This is a genomic window from Pacificoceanicola niger, from assembly GCF_048553275.1.
Lineage (GTDB): Bacteria > Pseudomonadota > Alphaproteobacteria > Rhodobacterales > Rhodobacteraceae > Pacificoceanicola.
Map to the genome: position 1 here is coordinate 363,638 of NZ_JBLZMW010000003.1, position 19,833 is coordinate 383,470.

The window sequence follows — 19,833 nt, forward strand, 5'->3', positions numbered from 1 at the left end:
GCACGCGCTCCGAATGTACTATTCGCGTGGACTAGAGGCGGCAGTTGCCGCATAAATTGTTACAGTTCAATTAAGAGCGACCAAACCGTGTCAAAACTAGATGATTTCTTGAACAAAAACAATATTATACCCAGCGAAGAATTGCCGGCGGTTCACACGACACAAGCTTTCAATCTCCAAGAGATCATCGACACTGCCGAACTTACACCTCGACCGTGCAACGTGTTCAAAGGCGAGGACTTGCTATATTATTTTTACGGAAAGCCTTCCTATAAGCCCTACACTTCGCTCGCACAATCAAGACCGTTTGAAATGCCTGTGTGTTTCATGGTCCCACTGTCTGCGCTGTCTCCGATCAAAAGAATCTATCCATTTGACAGCGGCGCATTCGTTGGCAATAGACATCCAGACTACATAAGCAAAATGAAAATTGGAAATTTTGAGGCCACGCCATCGTTAAACAACCCCAGAAAAATAGTTGGGGCGTTATTTACCAGCGTCGAGAAGTTTTTCTCACTCGACGGTAAGAATGAAAATGACTTCAAGAATGAATTTCACCTGGGGATTTTGGACGCTGAAATGACGGCTTTAAACATCCTCGCCAACGACAAATCGCTTTCGACTATCGACGACAGACGATTTGCAGTAGAAATTCAAATCGACCACGCACAACCTCTGAACTCCAAAACAGTGGATGCTGTTGTTTTGCCAGAGCAATATCTGGAGGATACTACAGTTGTTTCCTTTGTAACAGAGACTCTTCAGGCAGTACCTATAACGTACACAGTCTTCAGCGCTTCGTCTTCCGATCATACACCGCTAATATACAGCAAGATCCTTGAATACTACAAAGATCAGGGGACAATATGAGAGATTTCTACTACCATGGCGTTCTGATACCTACAGATAGCTTTCCGCAGTTTTGCATACCGCTTTTTGAGACCGATCAAGCGCGCGGTCTAGTGATTCCGACATCGAGCAACGGTAGAGTAACCGAAAGTTTTCAACTTCTCCCTCGTGGATATGAAAAGAGAATTTTGGGAGACGCGACTAGACGAATGAAGGTCATGGCAGGTGATCCGGAAGTGTTTTCATTTTTTAATGGCACTCGTGAAGGCATAACTGGAGATCGTCGCGAAGTCGAAAAATTTATAGAACTTCATATTGACTATATCCAAAAAAGCCCTTCAGCACACCTCTCCGCGCTACGCTTTATAGGATCATCAAAGGAAGCTGAGTATAGCGCCATCGTTCGCCTCAGCAATATAATTGAGAACGCAAAAATCCGTGAACACTTTCTATCTATTGAATTAAAGACCTCGCGACTGGGCGACGATGATGATGATAAATTAGATAGATATATCGAAGAACTGTCCGAAAGCCCCAACTTTTCCAGCACGCATAGAATTATTTCGCAACTAATGGCGCGCAAGTCGTCATTTCGGCACAGGCATTTTAAAACTGCTTTGAGAGCAAGTTTAGAGAACAATCAAGTCTACTGGATTGCGGAAGACTCCGATGTAGCGGAGTTCATTGAATACATTGTGCGAGAAGGGCGTCTTATGATCGCGCCAGAAGAAAGACAAAAATTGAACTTACCAGAGATTTAATCAGCAGACCAACGCAAAAGTGTGACTCTACCTGAATTTGCAAAAGTAACCATCCAGAAACATCTCGGATGGATGTCTGCCCATGTACAACGATGATGATGCAAGCTCCGCGAACACATCACAGAATATTAACCCATTGTTAACAAACACTGTTTCGCGCGCGAAACAACTCTGGGACGAGTCTCAACGGGGGGCCCCGCGCAGTCCCCACGGCACCAGCACCAAAGGCACCAGCAAGAGCGCCCCCGCGATCACCGTAAACGACCAGCTCAGCCCGAATCCCTGCGCCAAAAATCCCATGATCGGCGGCCCGATAAAGAACCCCGCATAGCCCATCACCGCCACCCGGCTGATCGCCTTCGCCTTCTGCCCCGCAGGCGTCACCCGCCCCGCCCAGGCAAGCGCCATCGGCGCCACCACCGACACCCCAAGCCCGACCATCGCAAAACCCGCATACCCAAAGGCGATCCCCGGCCCCCAGGCCGCGACCACCGCCCCGACCGCCGCCAGCATCGCCGCGAATCGCAAGACGACGCTCTCCGAAAACCGCATCACAACCGCCTGTCCCGAGAACCGCCCAAAGGCCATCGTCAGCCCCAGGATCGCAGGTCCCAGCGCCCCCTCCGCCGCCCCCGCGCCGTGCCCTCGTTCCAGATGCAGCGCCGACCACCCCTCCGTCCCCTGCTCCGTCATGAACCCGATCAGCACGATCAGCCCGAACGGCAGCAGCCCCAGCCATCCAAGCCCCGGCACATGCCCCGCCCCCGCGTCGTCGTCCTGATCCGAAACCGGCGCCGCGAGCATCACCACCGCCAGCCCGGCAATGATCAGCGCGATCACGCTGTAGACGGCGAAGGGGCCAAAACCCACCTCCCGCGCCAGCCCCCCCGCCATCGCGGCACAGGCATAGGCAAGAGAAAAGATGCCATGCGCCATGTTCATCAGCGGCCGGCCATGCCGCGCCTCAAGCACGGATATGCGCGCGTTCATCGCCACATCGCAGCTCCCAGCCCCCACCGGCGCGATCACCATGGCGAGGCAGAAGATCAGCCAGCTCTCCGCCAGGCCCACCAGCAAGAAACCCGCCACCATGACGCCGCTCAGAACGGGCAGCATCCAGCGCGACAACACTGGCTCCAGCCGCGGCGCCAGCCACATCGCGCCAAAGGCCACAATCGCCCCGATCAGCAAAGCCGTGCCAAGCCCGGCATCGGACAGCCCCGCCTGCCGCTTGAGCGCCGGAACCAGCGCGGCGAAACTGCCCCAACACAGACCCTCGGCCACGAATGCGCAGAGCGGGCCGCGCGCGATGTACAAATCCTTGATCATGCGAGCGCATAGTTCACGCCGATTTCACACTGTCCAGACACCAAAGATTTCCGATTGTTTCCACGCCGGGTTCGGTCACAAAAACACCCCCCGTCCCCGAATCAACTTGCCAAGCGGGGTAATCCGGTTTACGCGCACGAGCCTGAACGCGGGGTGACAGCCTTGGAGGCACCCTGCCCTAACATATTGGAGAAGTATCATGGCTGGAGAGATTCCGGATCTCGAAGCTCAGGAACGGACGGGGACAGGCAAGGGCGCCGCTCGTCAGGCACGTCGCGACGGCCTCGTTCCCGGGATTGTTTTTGGTGGCGACAACGATCCGCTGCCGATCAACATTCCGTTCAACGTTCTGCTCAAGCGCCTCAAGCAAGGCCGCTTCAAGTCGACGCTGTTCAACCTCAAGGTTGAAGGCCACGACGACGTCCGCGTGATCTGCCGCGATGTGCAGCGGGACGTGGTCAAGGACCTGCCGACGCACGTCGACCTCATGCGCCTGCGCCGCACCTCGAAGATCAACCTGTTCATTCCGGTTGAGTTCGTGGGCGAAGAAGCGGCTCCGGGCCTCAAGAAGGGCGGCGTTCTGACTGCCATTCGTCCGGAAGTCGAACTGGTCGTGACCGCCGGTGACATCCCCGAGAAGATCACCGTGGACGTCTCCAAGCTGAACATCGGCGACATCGTGCACATCAGCGACGTCACCCTGCCGGAAGGCGCAAAGCCGACCATCGACCGTGATTTCGTGATCGCAAACCTCTCTGCTCCGTCGGGCCTGAAGGCATCCGAAGACGAAGCGGAAGCAGAAGAGACCACCGAGGCAGAAGAGGCATAATTGCTGCCTCACTGCTTTGATTGACGAGACGAAGGGCCCCTGCTTATGGCGGGGGCCCTTTCTTAATGTACTGCATGAATATCCACGCATAGCGTCTTGATTTACAGGCTCTTATTCGATCTCCAAGACCTGTATCGCCTCGAAGGCTTCCAGCGCGGGCGGGCCAAGGTACAGGCCCTCGGACGTTTTGGCCCCCTTGTGCGCCGCGCGGAAGGCATCGGATTTCGTCCAGGCCCGGAAGCTCTCTTCATCCTCCCAGATCGTGTGGGAGGCATAGAGCACATGATCGGCCTGCTCCGACCCCTTCATCAGGGCAAAACTGCGAAAGCCCGGCACCTGTTTCAGGTGGCTATCGCGCGATGTCCACATCGCCTCGAACTCCGCGGCGCGTTCCGGGACCACCTTGAAACGGTTCATTGTCAGATACATCGGTCTCTCCCGTTGTTTTGAAGGCCTTATCGGACTAACTAGGGCATCAAATGCGACCTTGGAGGCATCAGTGCAGATTTTCGTCGGCCTCGGCAATCCCGGCTCGAAATACGCGGGCAACCGTCACAACATCGGCTTCATGGCGCTGGACCGCATCGCGGCGGACCACGGATTTGGCCCATGGAAAACCAAATTCCAGGGCCAGCTTTGCGAAGGGCGGCTTGGCTCCGAGAAGGTGCTGCTGCTGAAGCCGGAGACCTTCATGAACCTGTCCGGCCAGTCCGTGGGCGAGGCCATGCGCTTTTACAAACTGGAACCCGGCGATGTCACCGTGTTTCATGACGAACTGGATCTGGCCCCCGGAAAATGCCGGGTAAAGATGGCGGGCGGCCATGCCGGACACAACGGTCTGCGCTCGATCCACGCGCATATTGGAGAGCATTATCAAAGGGTTCGCCTTGGGATTGGGCATCCCGGACGCAAGGAATTGGTGGCCGCCTACGTGCTGCATGATTTTCACAAGGCGGATGAGGACTGGCTCGATGATCTGATGCGCGGGATCTCCGATGGCGCTGCGGCGCTCGCGGCGGGAGACCCGTCGAAATTCTCCAACGCCGTTGCGCAGCGGACTGCGCCGCCGCGCTCCTCCAAGACGGCAAAAAAGCCGGAAGACGCCCCCGCTGCCGCACCGGACCCAAAGCCCGAGACCAAAGACGACAATCGCAGCCCGCTGCAAAAGCTCGCGGATAAATTCCGGTGAGATGCCGGGGCCGCGAGATTTCTTCAGAGGAGTAGAGAGATGTTGGAAAAAGACGCGGATATCAATGTTTTGGGCGGAAAACTGGCGGTTTGCGGCATGGAGCCGGTGACCGGCTATTTTCGTGACGGGCATTGCAACACCTGCGCCGATGACCGTGGCAGCCATACGGTTTGTGCGGTGATGACAGCGGAGTTTCTTGCCTATTCCAAATATGTCGGGAATGACCTGAGCACGCCGCGGCCGGAATTCGGGTTCGTGGGACTGCAGCCCGGAGATCGCTGGTGCCTGTGCGCCTCGCGCTTTCTGCAGGCGCATGACGAGGGCTGCGCCCCGCGTGTCGATCTTGCGGCCACGCACCGGCGGGCGCTGGACATCGTAAAGATCGACATATTGAAAGATAATGCGGTTTAATCGGCCTTCTTGCGGATTTTTTGTCGGTTTTCTGGGGGTCAGGTTTTCAAAAGGGAGGCCCGCATAGGCCGCCGGGTTTCGAGGCGCGACCACGCCGTTTGCGGCAGCGGAGCTTTGTCAAATACGATGAAATGCGCAGAGTGACAGGGGATCATCGCACGTTTTCGCGATATACCCGATGTACTCACAGATTTATCCACAGAGTGACATGTGTTTCCGCGCGTGACGCGCCGGATCGGCCAGACAGCACGCCCGATCACGAGACACGGCACAAACGTCTGGACAATTTTTTGCGATATATTTCATCGCGTTGCGCCGGAAAGTTCATGCGACTGGCCGGTTTTTGCAGGCTCTGAAGGCCATGTGCGCAGGAAAAAGGGCGACGCCTGCGCATCGCCCCATTGTGACGGCTCTGCCCCGGATCAGTCGGCGGTGCGGCCTTCGGCCCCTTCCATGTCGAATCCGAGGTGCTTGGCGACCGTGTAGATATCCTTGTCGCCGCGACCACAGAGATTCATGCAGATGATGTGATCCTTGGGCAGCTTTGGCGCGATCTTCATCACATGGCCAAGCGCGTGGGAAGGTTCCAGCGCCGGGATGATGCCCTCTGTCTCGCAGCAGAGCTGGAAAGCTTCGAGCGCTTCCTTGTCTGTGATCGACACGTATTCCGCGCGGCCAATGTCGTGCAGCCACGAATGCTCCGGCCCGATTCCGGGGTAGTCGAGACCGGCGGAAATCGAGAAGCCTTCGAGGATCTGACCGTCGTCATCCTGCAGAAGATAGGTGCGGTTGCCGTGCAGCACACCGGGGCGGCCGCCGGTCAGGGAGGCGCAATGCTCCATCTTTTCGTTGACGCCCTTGCCGCCCGCTTCGACGCCGATGATCTTTACCGATTTCTCATCGAGGAACGGGTAGAACAGGCCCATGGCGTTGGAGCCGCCGCCGATGGCCGCGACGAGCGTGTCGGGCAGACGGCCTTCGGCCTCCTGCATCTGCTCGCGGGTTTCCTTGCCGATGATCGACTGGAAGTCGCGCACCATGGCCGGGTACGGGTGCGGACCGGCGACCGTGCCGATGCAGTAGAAGGTGTCGCGCACGTTGGTGACCCAATCGCGCAGCGCGTCGTTCATCGCGTCCTTGAGCGTGCCGCGCCCGGAGGTCACGGGGACGACTTCGGCGCCGAGCAGCTTCATGCGGAAGACGTTGGGCTGCTGACGCTCCACGTCATGGGCGCCCATGTAGACGACGCACTTGAGGCCGAACTTGGCGCAGACGGTGGCCGTGGCCACGCCGTGCTGACCGGCACCGGTTTCGGCGATGATCCGGGTCTTGCCCATGCGCCGGGCGAGGATGATCTGGCCGAGCACGTTGTTGATCTTGTGCGCGCCGGTGTGGTTGAGCTCGTCGCGCTTCATGTAGACCTTGGCCCCGCCGAGGCGCTCGGTCAGCCGTTCGGCGAAATAGAGCGGCGACGGGCGGCCGACGTAATGCTTCCAGAGGAAGTCCATCTCGGCCCAGAAGGACGGGTCGTCCTTGGCCCTGTTGTATTCTTCCTCAAGGCTGAGGATGAGCGGCATGAGCGTTTCGGACACGAAGCGCCCGCCATGAATGCCAAAGCGGCCCTTTTCATCGGGGCCGTTCATGAAGGAATTGAACAGATCGTCCGCCATGGTGTCTCTCCGCGTTTTGTTGCCGCCTTCTTAGGAGATGGGGCGGCCAAAGAAAATGCGAAAAACGGGTCAGGCGGCGGCCGCGTGCCGGGCAGCGCGCCACAGATTGATCATTTCATCCTTCGAGGGCGCGGTTTCGCAGACAAAGGCGTAGGATTGCTGGAACCGGGTGGCGCGGTGGGCGGTGTTTTCAAAGCCGGACACGGCGGCGCTGGCGGTAAAGCTGCGCAGGGCGGCGGCCTCGGACCAGATGAACGTCACGAAATGATAGGAGCCAGCCTTGAACGTCTTGGTCGCGCGATGTCCAGGCAAGGCTTTGGCCTCGGCTTTCAGAACGCGCAACGGGCCGGTCAACGCCATGGCCTTGAGAAACCCCGCGGATTCGAAGCCAATCACGTAGACATGGTACATATTCTTCCCTCCCGGGAAACAACAACAAAAGAAACCCCCACGTAGGGCAAAACATACTCGAAAGAATAGGTTAACTCAAGCTTTTGCTACTGTGGCAGATGTCGGATGGCATTCAGAGCAATTCAGACGCAACGGCCAAGCCTCGACGCGCCGAACCGGACTGTCGCCGCGCCCCGCTCTGAGGTCCGGTGTGCGGGACTTTGCTGAAATTCGATTTCAGCAGCTGAATGACCGCTTTGTGAGTGTCCCTTCGCATTGATCCCGACTCGGAAAGTCTTTGGGGGTTTGCTGTTGCATGCTCCATGAAACACGTACCTGACCACCATTGGTGCGCATTGAGCCTCAAAAATGCCGTGAGGCAGTGCTAATCAGGCCCACTATCGACACGGAAGCGACCCGCGTGACCGACCCATTTGAAAACGCCGCGACATGCGAAGAAGAACGCGCCATCGCGACTTCTTTGCCTCGAGAAGATCTCGTAGCGGCTGTGCTAAGTCATAGTTGGGATGGTTGTGTTGCCTCAACAATGGGCACCATCGCGGATCGTGAAGACTGTCCGCTCTTGGCCGTCCTGTTCATGTTTGATCTTGGGGAGGAGTATTATGCGGCCCCAGATGTGTCGGGCGCGCAAGAGATATTTGATCTGTTTGAGCGCATACAGAGACGGATTAACGCAGGCGGGTACACGCATCTCCCCGAGGATCATCTGGCAAATGACAGCCCAAGCGTGCGCAACTACCTCGACACCGCAGCCAACCCCATTGCTACCTGGGCTTTGAGCGCAAAAATCGTAGAACCTGTACTCGACCGGTCAGCGGTCTCACAACGTCCACTTTCGAATGCTGAAGAGCAGCAGGCACAAGAGATTTTCGAAGCGATGAAAGAAGCGGCTCCGGGGGGCGAAACCGCTGTGAAGCCGATCGCAATGCGCGCCGTTATCGCTGGGCGCCGGGTTGAAGCGCGCATCCAAGAATTGAGTGTCGCGCAGGGCAAAAAAAGGAAACCAACGAAAAAATGGCCGTTCTTCGTGATTTGGGGCGTCGCGATTTGGCTTATGTGGCCGTCACTACAACGTATGTTCTTTATGCAATGATACTCTGCCAGCCTTCAGGATAACGCTTTCGAGGATGAACGTCGGCTCCTTGGTGCACAGCAGCTATTCGGACAACTTGCGGCATGTGTCACACTGGGCTCAAACCCGACTTTCGCGGCGCCTTGCATGAGGGTCCGCTTTGCTCGCGGTGTCCGTTGGTTGGGTCAGGGATGTGATGCGGGCGGTGGGTTTGTCTGGCTTTTCGCGACGGCGCGTTCCAGAGCCGGGTAGCGCAGACCGAGGGTGAGGCCGCGTGTCAGCATGGAGATCAGCATGGCCGCCCAGAGCCCGTGATTGCCCATGGGTTCGAGCAGGACCCAGAGCGCGACGAGATAGGCCGCCGCAGAAACCACCATCATGTTGCGCATATCGGCGGAGCGCGTCGCGCCGATGAAGATGCCGTCCAGCATGATCATGCCGAGCATGAAGATCGGCGTGGCGACCATCCACGGCAGGTAGGTGCGCGCGGCGGCCTGAACCTCCGGGTCCTTGGCCATGGTGTCGATGATCAGCGGCCCGCCGATGGCAAAGGCCGCCGCCATGGCGATACCGAAGATCAGCGCCCAGAGGGTGGTCAGCTGCGCGCTGCGGCGGATGCGGTGAATGGCCCCTGCCCCGAAGGCTTGCCCGACCAGCGCCTCTGCCGCGAAGGCAAAGCCATCGAGCGCATAGCCGGCAATGTGCAGGAATTGCAGCAGTACCTGATTGGCGGCGAGGGTCACGGCCCCGAAGCGCCCGCCCAGCAGCAGGAAGGAGACGAAGATGCCCTGGAGCAGCAGCGAGCGGATCAGGATGTCGGTGTTCACGACCGCCATGTGGCGCAGCTTGGCGCGGTCGAAGACCCGGGTCCAATCGCGCCAGTCCGGCACCCGGAAGGCCGCGCGGCACAGCCAAAGGCCAAGCAGCAGCCCCGACCATTCGGCCAGGAAGGTGGCCAGCGCCACACCATCGACGCCCAGCCCGAATTGCAGGACGAACAGCAGGTCGAGGCAGACGTTGACGCCGTTCATCCAAAGCTGCAGCAGCAGCACGTCGCGGGTGCGTTCCTGCGCGATGAGCCAGCCGGTGATGCCGTAGATCGAAATCGCGGCGGGCGCGGACCAGATGCGGATCTGCATGTAGGCGCGCGAGAGATCCTCGACCTCCTGCCCCGCCGGGGAGACGCTGAACGCCCCGCGATAGATCAGATCCTGCAGCATGATGAGCGCAGCGCCCCCGGCCAGCCCGATCATCAGGACCCGGGTGAGCAAGGCGGCGACCTCGGCCCGGTTCCCCTGCCCCGCCGCCTGCGCGGTGAGGCCGGTGGTGCCCATGCGCAGGAAGCCGAAGATCCAGTAGACCGACGACAGGATGATCGCCCCGACCCCGACGGCGGCGATCGGCTCCGCCTGCGGGATCTGCCCGACCACGCCGGTGTCCACCGCGCCGAGGATCGGGACGGTGATATTGGCGAGCAGGATCGGCAGGGCGATCTTGAGCACACGCCGGTGCGTGATGGGTTTGGCGTCGGTCATGGGGGCCTTTAACCGCGGCGCCTGTGGCCGCTGCCGGAATTTGGATATTTGGACAGAGAAGAAGCGGGGGCCGGTGCCTTAGCCCTCGGGCCTTGGCATCAGGAAATGGGCGGTCGCCTGCGCGATGGGGCGGTCGTGATTGTCCTGCCAGGCTTCGGCCTGCACCGAGGCATAGCGGCGGCCCGAGCGGGTGACACGGGCGCGGGCATAGGCATCGCGTGGCAGGCCGGTGCGCAGGTAATCGACGGTGAAGTCGATGGTCTTGGGCAGGCGCGGGAGTGTGCCGCGCGCCATTTCTTCGGCATCGAGCGCGCCGCTTTCGATATCGGCCCAGAGCCATGTCCAGTTCAGCGTCATCATGGCGGTGACTTCGAGGAAGGCCGCCGTGACCCCGCCGTGGATGGCCGGAAGCACCGGGTTGCCGATGATCTTGTCGTCATAGGGCAGGATCGCGGTGAGCTCGTCGCCGCGGCGGTCGAAGCTGATGTTCAGGTATTGGATGTAGGGCACGCCGGTGACCAGGGCGGAGAGCGCGGCGTCGCGGCGCTGTTTGATCACCTGGACCGGTTCGGGCCTGGATTTGGCGCTCATGTTTTCGGCTCCTCGACGGTGAAGGCGCCGGTGGCGCTGGCCACGGGTCTGTCCCTGTCGTCATCGAAGGCGGTGGCGCGGACGAAGGCGACGGAGCGGGTGATGTGGTAGCACTCGGCGCGGCAGGTGATGGTCTGGCCCGGCGTGGCCGGGCGCATGTAGTCGATGCGCAGGTTGATCGTGGCGGTGCCGCCGGGGGATTTCGGGTGGGCGATGACCGCTGCGCCGCCGGAGGTGTCCATGAGCGCGGAGACCGCGCCGCCGTGGATCACGCCGGAGTCGGGATCGCCGATGAAGCGCGGGTCGTAGGGCAGCTCGATCTCGGCGATCCCGTCGCCGATTTCGATGATCCGCATCCCCAAAGCCTTGCAGTGCGGCAGGTATTCGATGAACTGTTTGGCGATCGTTGCCTTGTCGACGCTCATGCGCGGCTCCCTTGCGGTGCGATGGGGTCTTTATGAGCGCCGGGGAATGTGGCTGCAAGCGCGGCGTGAATGGCTTGCCCTTGCCGGATGGGGGGCCTATCGTTTGAGCGAAGAGGATGCCCATGACCGACCCCCGTCTCAGCTTCAAGGAAATGTGCGCACGGTTCGACGTGACGCCGCGCACCTTGCGCTATTACGAATATATCGAACTGCTCACCCCGGAGCGCGCGGGGCGTTCGCGGTTCTATGGTCCGCGTGAAATTGCGCGGATGACGCTGATTCTGCGCGGGCGCAAGTTCGGGTTTCAGCTTGAGGACATCCGCCAGTGGCTGATGATCTATGAAGAAGAGGGCACAGAAGCGCAGATGCGCGCCTGGATCGAGATGGCCGACCGGCAGCTCGGTGAGCTGGCTGAGCAGAAGCGCCAGCTGGACGAGGCCATGGCAGAGCTCAAGGCCCTGCGCGACCGGACCGAGGCCAGTCTGTCCGGCTGATCCGCCGCAGAGTCGCCGCAGAGTCCCCGATCGTAATCAATCACATGAATGTCGGAGCGATCCCCCGCCGGGTATGGAATACCCGACCCTGTGCACTGCCGACTTTGTAACAAAGTTATAACGCAACAGCGGTGACGTTGCCTGATGTTACGTCAACTTAAAAGTGACGCAGCGTATGAGTTACGTCAACGACTTTTCCCATTGTATGACTGTGAGGAAATCAACACCTCACGTCGCACCACCCGAGACATGAGGACCATGAGACATGAGTGAAGACCGAGTTATGACGATCCGGGAGATGTGCGACGCGTTCGAGGTGACCCCTCGGACCCTGCGCTTCTACGAGCAGAAGGAGCTGCTGTTTCCCGTCCGTGAAGGCCAGAAGCGGCTGTTTACCCGGCGCGACCGCGCCCGCCTCAAACTGATCCTGCGCGGCAAGCGCTTTGGGTTCAGCCTTGAGGAGATCCGGCAATTGCTGGACCTGTACCACGTCGGCGACCAGCAGCAGACCCAGCTGCAGCGGTCCTACGAGGTGGCGCGGGAGCGGCTCAACGATCTGGAGACGCAGCGCGAGGAGCTGAACACGGCGATCGACGAATTGCAGGACCAGATGAAATGGGCCGAACGCATGCTCGCGTCGATGGCCCAGAAGAAAAGCGCGGCCGAGTAACGCCCGGCCGTCAATCCCCGAGGAGGACCCCAATGCCCAGCTACACCGCACCGGTCAAGGACCAGCTGTTCGTCCTGAACGATTTGCTGAAGATTTCCGAGCAGGACGTGCCCGGATATGACGAGCTTGACCGCGATACCCTTGAAGCCATTCTTGACGAGGCGGCGAAGATTGCCGAGCAGGTTCTGGCGCCGCTGAACGCGGTGGGCGACACGCAGGGCTGCGTGCTGGAAAACGGCGTGGTGCGCACGCCGGAGGGGTTCAAGGCGGCCTTCGACCAGGTCCGTGAGGGCGGCTGGACCGCGCTCGACTGTGATCCGGACTACGGCGGGCAAGGCCTGCCCTACCTGGTCAGCACCGCCGTGGGCGAGCAGTTCTCGGCCGCGAACATGGCCTTCAACATGTATCAGGGCCTGACGCATGGGGCCTATTCGGCGATCCACACCCACGGCACGGAGGCGCAGAAGGCGCTGTACCTGCCGAAGATGGTGAGCTGTGAGTGGACCGGCACCATGAACCTGACGGAGCCGCATTGCGGCACCGATCTGGGCCTGATGCGCACCAAGGCGGTGCCGCAGGACGATGGCACCTACAAGGTGACCGGCCAGAAGATCTTCATCTCCGCCGGCGACCACGACATGAGCGAGAACGTGATCCATCTGGTTCTGGCGAAGATCCCAGGTGGCCCGGAGGGCATCAAGGGTGTCTCGCTCTTTATCGTGCCGAAGTTCCTGGTGAACGAGGATGGATCGGTTGGCGAGCGCAACGGCGTCTCCGTCGGCAAGATCGAGGAGAAGATGGGCATCCACGGCAACTCGACCTGCGTGATGAACTATGACGAGGCGACCGGCTATCTGATCGGCACCGAGCACAAGGGCATGCGGGCAATGTTCACCATGATGAACGAAGCGCGTATCGGCGTCGGCCTGCAGGGCTATGCCCAGGCCGAGGTCGCCTATCAGAACGCCGTCGACTATGCCAAGGACCGCCTGCAGGGGCGCGATGTGACCGGGGTGAAGAACCCGGACGGCCCGGCCGATCCGCTGATCGTACACCCGGACATCCGGCGCAACCTGATGGACCAGAAGTCGTTTGTGGAGGGCGCGCGGGCGTTCACCTACTGGGGTGCGGCGATGATCGACCGGGCGCATGGCTGCGACGACGCGGCGGCGGACGGGCTGATTTCGCTGATGACCCCGGTGATCAAGGGCTTCCTGACCGACAAGGGGTTCGAGATGGCCACGGCGGCGCAGCAGGTTTACGGCGGCCATGGCTATATCGAGGAATGGGGCATGTCGCAGTTCGCCCGCGACGCCCGCATCGCGATGATCTACGAAGGCGCGAACGGCGTTCAGGCGCTCGACCTCGTGGGGCGCAAGCTGGCGCAGGACGGCGGCAAGCATGTCATGGCCTTCTTTGCCATGGTGACGGATTTCATCAAGGAAACCAAAGGCCGCTCCGACGCCTTTGACAAGGATTTCCGCGAACCGCTGAAGGCGGCGTCCAAGGATCTGCAGGCGGCGGGCATGTTCTTCATGCAAAACGGCATGAAGAACCCGAACGCGGCGCTCTCCGGATCGTATGACTTCATGCACCTGTTCGGGCATGTCTGCCTTGGCCTGATGTGGGCGCGGATGGCGGTGGCCGCCGAGGATGCGCTGGCCGCTGGCGCCAGCGACGTGGCCTTCTACGAGACCAAGATCGCCACGGGGCGCTACTACATGGCGCGGCAACTGCCGATGACCCGCACCCACCTGGCGCGGATCGAGACCGGCGCGGACACGGTGATGGCACTGGACGCCGAAGCCTTCTGATGGAAGGGTGCGGGGCAGACCGCATGGCGCTCGAAGGCGGGAACCGGTTTTGAGCGTCTCGGACATGCGGTCACACGACATCAGAGCGTTTCGCCCGCGCGAAACGCTCGCCCCGCCCTGCAGACCGGAGGAGACATGCCCAAACGCTTTCGCCTGACCCGCCGCTTTCCGGTTGCGATGACCGAAGACGGCTATCGCGGATTGCGCCGCTTTGCGCAGGAGGCCGGGCTGGACGAGGGCGAGGCGCTCTCTTTTCTGTTCGAACATTTCGACAGCGTGACCGATCAGGACGCGCTGTCCCATCGCCTGCGGCTGTTCAATGCGGAGTTGGACGCTCGCAAGCGATAAGCGATACGGGAGGATCGTGACATGATGAGATCAAGGATACTCGGGATGCTTGCCGCCGCCTTGGCGCTCCCGGCCCTCGCCGAGAGCCCAACGGGCGCGGAGCCCGCCTTGCGCGCCGCGCTGATGGACCGGGTCGAGGCCTATGAGGCGCTGATGGCGGACGGGCAGATCGTCGCCTCGCTCGATTTTCTGCCGCCCGCGTTGCTGGCACAGCTCGCGAAACAGGCGGGCACCGATCCCGACGGGATGCGGCAGAGGATGACCGAGCAGTTCCAGGCGACGATCGACAGCCGGCCGCTCTGGGGGGCGACGTTCGAAATCTCCCGCGACCCTGCCACGATCGAACACACCGAGAGCGGACGCCCCTACGCGGTGATGGCCTCCTACAGCGCCTTTCCAAGCCTCGGAATCCCCGAGATCAACGCCCCGGTCATGGCACTGATGGAAGACGAGGCCTGGTATCTGGTGCGGATCGAGAGCCCGATGCACAGCGCCATGGTGGCGCAGATCTACCCCGACCTGAGGGCCCCTCTGCTGACAATGGACAAGACCCGATGAGCTGGATGACTGAAGACCACGCCATGCTGGCCGAGATGACCGCGAAGTTCATCGAGACCGAATGGGCGCCCCTCTACGACAAATGGCGCAAGCAAGGGCAGATGGATCCCGAGACATGGCAACAGGCCGGTGCCCTGGGCCTCTTGTGCCCCTCCGTCCCGGAGGAATACGGCGGCGCGGGGGGCGATTTCGGCCACGAGGCGGTGATCCTGATGGAGGCCTCACGCGCCAATCTTGCGTCCTGGGGGCACGGCATCCACTCGGGGATCGCGGCGCATTACATCCTCGCCTACGGCACCGAGGAGCAAAAGCAGCGTTGGCTTCCGAAGATGGTCACCGGCGAGCTGGTCGGCGCTCTGGCGATGACTGAACCCTCCGGCGGATCGGATGTGCAGCGGTTGAAAACGCGGGCGGTCAAGGACGGCAACGGCTATCGCCTTTCGGGCCAGAAGACCTTCATTACCAACGGCCAGCACGCGGGCCTGATCATCGTGGCCGCCAAGACCGACCCCGAGCAGGGGTCGAAGGGAACCTCGCTGATGGTCGTCGAAACCGACCGCGCAGAGGGCTTCGCGCGCGGCCGCAACCTCGAAAAGATCGGCTGCCACGCGGCGGACACGTCGGAGCTGTTCTTCGACAACGTCGCCCTGCCCCCCGAAAACCTGCTCGGCGGGGAAGAAGGCCAGGGCTTCTACCAGATGATGAAGCAACTGCCCCAGGAGCGCCTGATCATCGGCTGCGGCGCGGTTGGGGCCATGGAAGGCGCCGTGGCCCGCACCATTCGCTACTGCAAGGAACGCGAAGCCTTTGGCGGGCCGCTGACACAATTCCAGAACACCCGCTTCAAGCTGGCCGAGTGCCAGACGAAAACCACTGTGGCGCGGGCTTTCCTCGATACCTGCATCACGGAGCATCTGCACGGTGAACTGAGCGTCGAAAAGGCCGCGATGGCGAAATACTGGCTGTCAGACACACAAGGCGAGGTGCTCGACGAGTGCGTGCAGCTGCACGGCGGTTACGGCTTCATGCAGGAATACGCCGTAGCCGAGATGTGGGCCGATGCCAGAGTGCAGCGCATCTACGGCGGCACCAATGAAATCATGAAAGAGCTGATCGCGCGCAGTTTCTGAGCACGGCACACTGGGCAAGGCAGGATTAGGATATTTATACAGAGAAGAAACAGGAAGGTCGCACATCGGGCCCGACCGAGGGCAGCAGTCAACCTTCCTGCACTGCCCGGGGCCTTCAACAGCCGCGGGGCTTCTCCTCTGACGGCCATCGGCTTCCCAGCCTGTACCGTGCTGACAGTCTGAACGATTCGTATTTAATATCTGGTTACAGACTTTGCGGTGTTTCTTTTCTGCAAAAATATCCCACGGGGGTGTGGGGGTGTGAAACCCCCACGGCTTGACGATGGGTTCCAGCGCGACGGGAGGATATTGCGCATGACAATGAAACTGCACTGCTTTGGGGAAAGCGGGAACGCTTACAAGGCGGCACTGGCGCTTGAGCTTTCGGGGCTCGACTGGGAGACGGTCCATGTCGATTTCTTCGGCGGCGCGACGCGGACGGCGGAGTATCTTTCCGGTGTCAACGAGATGGGTGAGGTTCCGGTGCTGGAGGATGGCGGCACCCGGTTAACGCAATCCGGCGTGATTCAGATGTATGTCACGGAGAAGTCCGGCCGGTTCGGCGGGACGACGCCGGAAGAGGCGCGCGAGGTCATGCGCTGGATGTTCTGGGACAATCACAAGATGTCCTCGCAGGCCGGGATGACCCGCTTCTTGATGAATTTTCTACCCGAGGAAAAACGTCCTGCCCCTGTGATCCAGTTCATGCAAGGCCGTCTCAAGGCCGCCTATAAGGTCCTCGACACCCATTTGGACGGGAGGGACTGGATTGTCGGAGACGGAGTGACCAACGCGGATCTGAGCTGCTGTGGGTATCTGTATTACCCCGAGCCCTTCGGGTTTGTGCGCGGTGCGTGGGCGAATATTGACCGCTGGCTGTCGAACATAGAGGCGCTCCCTGGCTGGAAGCACCCCTATGATCTGATGCCCGGCAGTCCGGCGGATCGGTCATAATCCGTGAGTGCGCCGGCCATAACCTCACTCCCTGTCGAACCCGCGGATTTGCCATGCTGGCAGTTCGACGGGGCAGACGCGCTGGAATATCTGACGATCCTTGACAGTGTTGGCGACTACGTCATTCCGCACCAGCCCACGACCCACATCCACCCGGATCTTGCCGGGCTGTGGGCGCTGTATCAGTTGCTTCAACACCAGCCCTCCCCACCGGATATGGCGGGGGCATTGGCGGCCACCGCGCGTACCTTGGGTTTGACCGATTTGGCGGAGCGGCTGGAGGCTGTTCTGCCCGCCATTGCGGCAGCGCAGAACGCCGAGACGCGCGAGCGGCTGTATGAGAAGGTGATCTTTGGCCGTTTTGAGATGGGATATGCTTGGCACACTGACCCACAGTGCGAGCCGCAGATTCGCCTCGCGCAGTTTGTGGCAGCGCAGCTTCCCAGGACGGTGTACCCGGATTCGGCGACCGCGCGTGCCGCCAGCCGTGCCATGAAAGAGGCATCTGCCGCACGATTTGCCCGCTGCCCGGAGGACCCGTTCGAATGGGTGTGACGCAAGGGCGCAAAAACGCTTTACGCAAACCGTCGCCACGTCACTCTTGCAACAGGGGCCCCCTTGCCCCCACCTCTGTGACGAACACGAAGATCCGACAGGAGCCACTCCGATGACCGAAGCCTATATCTACGACGCACTCAGGACGCCGCGCGGCAAGGGGCGCAAGGACGGCAGCCTGCACGAGGTGACGAGCCTGCGCCTCTCGGCGGGCGTTCTGAACGCCGTGAAGGAGCGCAACGCTCTCGAAGGGCACGCCGTTGAGGATGTGATCTGGGGGAATGTCACGCAGGTTGGCGAACAGGGCGGCTGCCTTGCGCGGTCTGCGGTGTTGGCGTCCGATCTGGACGAGAGCATTCCGGGCCTTGCGATCAACCGCTTTTGCGCCTCCGGCATGGAGGCCGTGAACCTTGCCGCCAACCAGGTGCGCGGCGGCGCCGGTCAGGCCTATATCGCGGGCGGCGTCGAGATGATGGGCCGCGTGGCCATGGGCAGTGACGGGGCGGCGATCGCCGTGGATCCGAGCCTGGCCATGGACAGCTATTTCGTGCCGCAGGGGATCAGCGCCGATATCATCGCCACCGAATACGGCTTTTCCCGCGATGACGCCGATGCGCTTGCCGTCGAGAGCCAGCGCCGCGCCGCAGCCGCATGGGAGGCGGGCCGCTTTGACAAGAGCATCGTCACCGTGCGGGACATCAACGGCCTGCCGATCCTCGACCGCGACGAATACATGCGCCCAGAGACCGACATGCAGAGCCTTGGTGCGCTGAAGGCCAGCTTCAAGGACATGGGCGAGGCCATGCCGGGCTTCGACAAGATCGCGCTGATGAAGTATCCGCATCTGGAGCGGATCAACCACATTCACCATGCGGGCAACTCGTCCGGGATCGTGGACGGGGCGGCCGCCGTGCTGATCGGCAACAAGGCATTCGGCGAGGCGCATGGCCTCAAGCCGCGCGCACGCATTCGCGCCACGGCAAAGATCGGCACCGATCCGACCATCATGCTGACCGGGCCGGTTCCGGTGACGGAGAAGATCCTCAAGGACAGCGGCATGGCCATCTCCGACATCGACCTGTTCGAGGTCAACGAGGCCTTTGCCTCGGTTGTGCTGCGCTTCATGCAGGCCTTTGATGTGGACCATGACAAGGTCAACGTGAACGGCGGTTCGATCGCCATGGGCCACCCGCTCGGCGCGACGGGCGCGATCATCATCGGTACGCTGCTGGACGAGTTGGAACGCACCGGCAAGGGGACCGGCCTTGCGACGCTTTGCATTGCCTCGGGCATGGGTGCGGCGACGATCATCGAGCGGGTGTAACCGGAGATGCCGCAGGCGAGGGAGATCTACCAGGAGGCGCTCGACGCGATGACGCAGGCCATGCGCACGCGCGACGTCTCCGCCTTCCTGCGGTGCATCCGTCTGCCTCTGACCATGACGACGGCCGATGCAGAGGCCGTCTTTGACTCCGCCCCGTCGCTCTCGGCGCGCTTTTCCACCTATCTCGACGAGTTGGAGACGCGCGGCGTCGAACGGATCGAGCGGACCTGCATCGCGGCGCGGTTCAACTCCTGCGGCGTGATCGAGGGGCACCACAGCACGCGGCTCTACAAGGACGCGGGTTTTGCGGTCAAACCTTTCACCACGCTGCTGAAATTCGCCCGGAGCCCGGGCGGCGCCTGGCTCAACTACCGCTCGGAAACCGGGCTGGCCAACAGCAGCTGGCCGATCCTGCCGGCGGATGTGATCTCGACACCGCCCCGGGGCGTGGCGCGAGACGACATCGAAGCCTTCGGCATCTTTCAAAAGATGCTCAACACCGTGACGCAGCATTACCTCAATGGCGATGTGGTGGGCCTGGACAAGCAGGTGCTCTATCCGGTCCGGTTGCATTCGCGCATCGGAGACAGCATCTGCAGGAATTTTGATGAATTGAAGGTCGATTTTGCCCAATACATGAAGGAATTCGAAAGTCACAACGTGACAGATGTCGTGCGCACGGTGAAAACTGCGGAATTCAGATCGGATCGCGAGATCTGGGGCCGCTACAGGACCTATGTTCTGAGCAAGGACATCATCATCGTGGACCCCTACGACAGCGAAGTCGAACTGGAGCTTGCCGAGGACGAGACCTGGCGATTGCGGTCCGTTCGTCACGGCCTTGGCCATATGCGTTGGCGCGAGGAGGGAGACGAGACATGATGACGACCGGTTTCAACGCACAGGGGGGCCGT

General features: G+C 61.0%; 23 protein-coding genes. 16 read left to right on the forward strand and 7 right to left on the reverse strand.

What is annotated here, in order from left to right; genetic code table 11:
- Window positions 1–87 precede the first annotated feature (87 nt).
- Both ACN2XU_RS06600 and ACN2XU_RS06605 read left to right on the forward strand, forming a co-directional pair.
- Window positions 88–870 (forward strand): hypothetical protein, encoded by a 783-nt coding sequence (locus ACN2XU_RS06600; protein ID WP_419409613.1) that lies wholly within the window; start codon window positions 88–90, stop codon window positions 868–870.
- Window positions 867–1,610, forward strand: a complete 744-nt coding sequence (locus ACN2XU_RS06605; protein ID WP_419409614.1) for a hypothetical protein — start codon at window positions 867–869, stop codon at window positions 1,608–1,610. The genes ACN2XU_RS06600 and ACN2XU_RS06605 overlap by 4 nt, the downstream gene beginning before the upstream one ends.
- Window positions 1,611–1,793: 183 nt before the next feature.
- On the opposite strand, the gene ACN2XU_RS06610 is transcribed toward ACN2XU_RS06605, so the two are convergent.
- Window positions 1,794–2,939 carry an MFS transporter gene (locus tag ACN2XU_RS06610; protein ID WP_419409615.1) on the reverse strand — a complete coding sequence of 382 codons (1,146 nt, stop codon included), beginning with the start codon at window positions 2,937–2,939 and terminating at the stop codon, window positions 1,794–1,796.
- Between the two features lie 199 nt (window positions 2,940–3,138).
- On the opposite strand from ACN2XU_RS06610, the gene ACN2XU_RS06615 reads away from it, so the two are divergent.
- Window positions 3,139–3,768, forward strand: a complete 630-nt coding sequence (locus ACN2XU_RS06615) for a 50S ribosomal protein L25/general stress protein Ctc (RefSeq protein ID WP_419409616.1) — start codon at window positions 3,139–3,141, stop codon at window positions 3,766–3,768.
- Between the two features lie 111 nt (window positions 3,769–3,879).
- Here ACN2XU_RS06615 and hmuQ read toward each other — a convergent pair whose 3' ends face one another.
- Complete coding sequence (hmuQ, locus tag ACN2XU_RS06620) at window positions 3,880–4,197, reverse strand: heme-degrading protein HmuQ (protein ID WP_419409617.1); 318 nt, start codon at window positions 4,195–4,197, stop codon at window positions 3,880–3,882.
- A 70-nt stretch (window positions 4,198–4,267) separates the two neighbouring features.
- On the opposite strand from hmuQ, the gene pth reads away from it, so the two are divergent.
- Together pth and ACN2XU_RS06630 are read left to right on the forward strand one after the other, a co-directional pair.
- Complete coding sequence (gene pth, locus ACN2XU_RS06625) at window positions 4,268–4,957, forward strand: aminoacyl-tRNA hydrolase (protein ID WP_419409618.1); 690 nt, start codon at window positions 4,268–4,270, stop codon at window positions 4,955–4,957.
- A 39-nt stretch (window positions 4,958–4,996) separates the two neighbouring features.
- A complete protein-coding gene (locus tag ACN2XU_RS06630; RefSeq protein WP_419409619.1) occupies window positions 4,997–5,368 on the forward strand; it encodes a DUF2237 family protein in 372 nt (123 codons plus the stop codon).
- Window positions 5,369–5,790: 422 nt separating this feature from the next.
- On the opposite strand, the gene trpB is transcribed toward ACN2XU_RS06630, so the two are convergent.
- Both trpB and ACN2XU_RS06640 read right to left on the reverse strand, forming a co-directional pair.
- Complete coding sequence (trpB, locus tag ACN2XU_RS06635) at window positions 5,791–7,038, reverse strand: tryptophan synthase subunit beta (protein ID WP_419409620.1); 1,248 nt, start codon at window positions 7,036–7,038, stop codon at window positions 5,791–5,793.
- Between the two features lie 69 nt (window positions 7,039–7,107).
- Window positions 7,108–7,449 (reverse strand): hypothetical protein, encoded by a 342-nt coding sequence (locus ACN2XU_RS06640; protein WP_419409621.1) that lies wholly within the window; start codon window positions 7,447–7,449, stop codon window positions 7,108–7,110.
- A 400-nt stretch (window positions 7,450–7,849) separates the two neighbouring features.
- Here ACN2XU_RS06640 and ACN2XU_RS06645 point away from each other — a divergent pair, with 400 nt between their 5' ends.
- Entirely contained in the window at window positions 7,850–8,542 is a 693-nt protein-coding gene (locus tag ACN2XU_RS06645) for a hypothetical protein (RefSeq protein WP_419409622.1), read from the forward strand.
- 164 nt (window positions 8,543–8,706) lie between these two features.
- Here ACN2XU_RS06645 and ACN2XU_RS06650 read toward each other — a convergent pair whose 3' ends face one another.
- The 3 genes from ACN2XU_RS06650 to ACN2XU_RS06660 all read right to left on the reverse strand — a co-directional run bounded on the left by ACN2XU_RS06650 (window position 8,707) and on the right by ACN2XU_RS06660 (window position 11,072).
- Window positions 8,707–10,056 (reverse strand): MATE family efflux transporter, encoded by a 1,350-nt coding sequence (locus ACN2XU_RS06650; RefSeq protein WP_419409623.1) that lies wholly within the window; start codon window positions 10,054–10,056, stop codon window positions 8,707–8,709.
- 78 nt (window positions 10,057–10,134) lie between these two features.
- Entirely contained in the window at window positions 10,135–10,647 is a 513-nt protein-coding gene (locus tag ACN2XU_RS06655; RefSeq protein WP_419409624.1) for a PaaI family thioesterase, read from the reverse strand.
- Window positions 10,644–11,072: a PaaI family thioesterase gene (locus tag ACN2XU_RS06660; protein ID WP_419409625.1), complete on the reverse strand. Its 429-nt coding sequence runs from the start codon at window positions 11,070–11,072 to the stop codon at window positions 10,644–10,646. The genes ACN2XU_RS06655 and ACN2XU_RS06660 overlap by 4 nt, the downstream gene beginning before the upstream one ends.
- Window positions 11,073–11,194: 122 nt before the next feature.
- Between ACN2XU_RS06660 and ACN2XU_RS06665 the strand changes: the two genes are divergently transcribed.
- The 10 genes from ACN2XU_RS06665 to ACN2XU_RS06710 all read left to right on the forward strand — a co-directional run bounded on the left by ACN2XU_RS06665 (window position 11,195) and on the right by ACN2XU_RS06710 (window position 19,801).
- Window positions 11,195–11,566: a MerR family transcriptional regulator gene (locus ACN2XU_RS06665; protein ID WP_419409626.1), complete on the forward strand. Its 372-nt coding sequence runs from the start codon at window positions 11,195–11,197 to the stop codon at window positions 11,564–11,566.
- Window positions 11,567–11,831: 265 nt separating this feature from the next.
- Window positions 11,832–12,236: a MerR family transcriptional regulator gene (locus ACN2XU_RS06670; protein ID WP_419409627.1), complete on the forward strand. Its 405-nt coding sequence runs from the start codon at window positions 11,832–11,834 to the stop codon at window positions 12,234–12,236.
- A gap of 32 nt (window positions 12,237–12,268) precedes the next feature.
- On the forward strand, window positions 12,269–14,050 hold the full coding sequence (locus ACN2XU_RS06675; protein ID WP_419409628.1) for an acyl-CoA dehydrogenase C-terminal domain-containing protein: 1,782 nt from the start codon (window positions 12,269–12,271) through the stop codon (window positions 14,048–14,050).
- A gap of 135 nt (window positions 14,051–14,185) precedes the next feature.
- Window positions 14,186–14,398 (forward strand): hypothetical protein, encoded by a 213-nt coding sequence (locus ACN2XU_RS06680; RefSeq protein WP_419409629.1) that lies wholly within the window; start codon window positions 14,186–14,188, stop codon window positions 14,396–14,398.
- A 21-nt stretch (window positions 14,399–14,419) separates the two neighbouring features.
- Window positions 14,420–14,956 carry a hypothetical protein gene (locus ACN2XU_RS06685; RefSeq protein WP_419409630.1) on the forward strand — a complete coding sequence of 179 codons (537 nt, stop codon included), beginning with the start codon at window positions 14,420–14,422 and terminating at the stop codon, window positions 14,954–14,956.
- Window positions 14,953–16,086: an acyl-CoA dehydrogenase family protein gene (locus ACN2XU_RS06690; protein WP_419409631.1), complete on the forward strand. Its 1,134-nt coding sequence runs from the start codon at window positions 14,953–14,955 to the stop codon at window positions 16,084–16,086. Before ACN2XU_RS06685 ends, ACN2XU_RS06690 begins: the two co-directional genes overlap by 4 nt.
- Before the next feature lie 315 nt (window positions 16,087–16,401).
- Window positions 16,402–17,040, forward strand: coding sequence for a glutathione S-transferase family protein (locus tag ACN2XU_RS06695; RefSeq protein ID WP_419409632.1), 639 nt, complete (start codon window positions 16,402–16,404; stop codon window positions 17,038–17,040).
- A 3-nt stretch (window positions 17,041–17,043) separates the two neighbouring features.
- Window positions 17,044–17,595 carry a hypothetical protein gene (locus tag ACN2XU_RS06700; RefSeq protein ID WP_419409633.1) on the forward strand — a complete coding sequence of 184 codons (552 nt, stop codon included), beginning with the start codon at window positions 17,044–17,046 and terminating at the stop codon, window positions 17,593–17,595.
- Between the two features lie 112 nt (window positions 17,596–17,707).
- A complete protein-coding gene (locus ACN2XU_RS06705) occupies window positions 17,708–18,919 on the forward strand; it encodes an acetyl-CoA C-acetyltransferase (RefSeq protein WP_419409634.1) in 1,212 nt (403 codons plus the stop codon).
- Window positions 18,920–18,925: 6 nt separating this feature from the next.
- Window positions 18,926–19,801, forward strand: coding sequence for a hypothetical protein (locus tag ACN2XU_RS06710; protein WP_419409635.1), 876 nt, complete (start codon window positions 18,926–18,928; stop codon window positions 19,799–19,801).
- The last annotated feature ends 32 nt before the right edge of the window (window positions 19,802–19,833 follow it).

Excerpts from the sequence above, each read along its gene's own strand:
- ACN2XU_RS06605 (WP_419409614.1), top strand. The coding sequence starts at position 867 with ATGAGAGATTTCTACTACCATGGCGTTCTGATACCTACAGATAGCTTT.
- ACN2XU_RS06610 (WP_419409615.1), bottom strand. The coding sequence starts at position 2,939 with ATGATCAAGGATTTGTACATCGCGCGCGGCCCGCTCTGCGCATTCGTG.
- ACN2XU_RS06615 (WP_419409616.1), top strand. The coding sequence starts at position 3,139 with ATGGCTGGAGAGATTCCGGATCTCGAAGCTCAGGAACGGACGGGGACA.
- hmuQ (WP_419409617.1), bottom strand. The coding sequence starts at position 4,197 with ATGTATCTGACAATGAACCGTTTCAAGGTGGTCCCGGAACGCGCCGCG.
- ACN2XU_RS06630 (WP_419409619.1), top strand. The coding sequence starts at position 4,997 with ATGTTGGAAAAAGACGCGGATATCAATGTTTTGGGCGGAAAACTGGCG.
- trpB (WP_419409620.1), bottom strand. The coding sequence starts at position 7,038 with ATGGCGGACGATCTGTTCAATTCCTTCATGAACGGCCCCGATGAAAAG.
- ACN2XU_RS06640 (WP_419409621.1), bottom strand. The coding sequence starts at position 7,449 with ATGTACCATGTCTACGTGATTGGCTTCGAATCCGCGGGGTTTCTCAAG.
- ACN2XU_RS06650 (WP_419409623.1), bottom strand. The coding sequence starts at position 10,056 with ATGACCGACGCCAAACCCATCACGCACCGGCGTGTGCTCAAGATCGCC.
- ACN2XU_RS06655 (WP_419409624.1), bottom strand. The coding sequence starts at position 10,647 with ATGAGCGCCAAATCCAGGCCCGAACCGGTCCAGGTGATCAAACAGCGC.
- ACN2XU_RS06660 (WP_419409625.1), bottom strand. The coding sequence starts at position 11,072 with ATGAGCGTCGACAAGGCAACGATCGCCAAACAGTTCATCGAATACCTG.
- ACN2XU_RS06665 (WP_419409626.1), top strand. The coding sequence starts at position 11,195 with ATGACCGACCCCCGTCTCAGCTTCAAGGAAATGTGCGCACGGTTCGAC.
- ACN2XU_RS06670 (WP_419409627.1), top strand. The coding sequence starts at position 11,832 with ATGAGTGAAGACCGAGTTATGACGATCCGGGAGATGTGCGACGCGTTC.
- ACN2XU_RS06675 (WP_419409628.1), top strand. The coding sequence starts at position 12,269 with ATGCCCAGCTACACCGCACCGGTCAAGGACCAGCTGTTCGTCCTGAAC.
- ACN2XU_RS06680 (WP_419409629.1), top strand. The coding sequence starts at position 14,186 with ATGCCCAAACGCTTTCGCCTGACCCGCCGCTTTCCGGTTGCGATGACC.
- ACN2XU_RS06685 (WP_419409630.1), top strand. The coding sequence starts at position 14,420 with ATGATGAGATCAAGGATACTCGGGATGCTTGCCGCCGCCTTGGCGCTC.
- ACN2XU_RS06690 (WP_419409631.1), top strand. The coding sequence starts at position 14,953 with ATGAGCTGGATGACTGAAGACCACGCCATGCTGGCCGAGATGACCGCG.
- ACN2XU_RS06695 (WP_419409632.1), top strand. The coding sequence starts at position 16,402 with ATGACAATGAAACTGCACTGCTTTGGGGAAAGCGGGAACGCTTACAAG.
- ACN2XU_RS06705 (WP_419409634.1), top strand. The coding sequence starts at position 17,708 with ATGACCGAAGCCTATATCTACGACGCACTCAGGACGCCGCGCGGCAAG.
- ACN2XU_RS06710 (WP_419409635.1), top strand. The coding sequence starts at position 18,926 with ATGCCGCAGGCGAGGGAGATCTACCAGGAGGCGCTCGACGCGATGACG.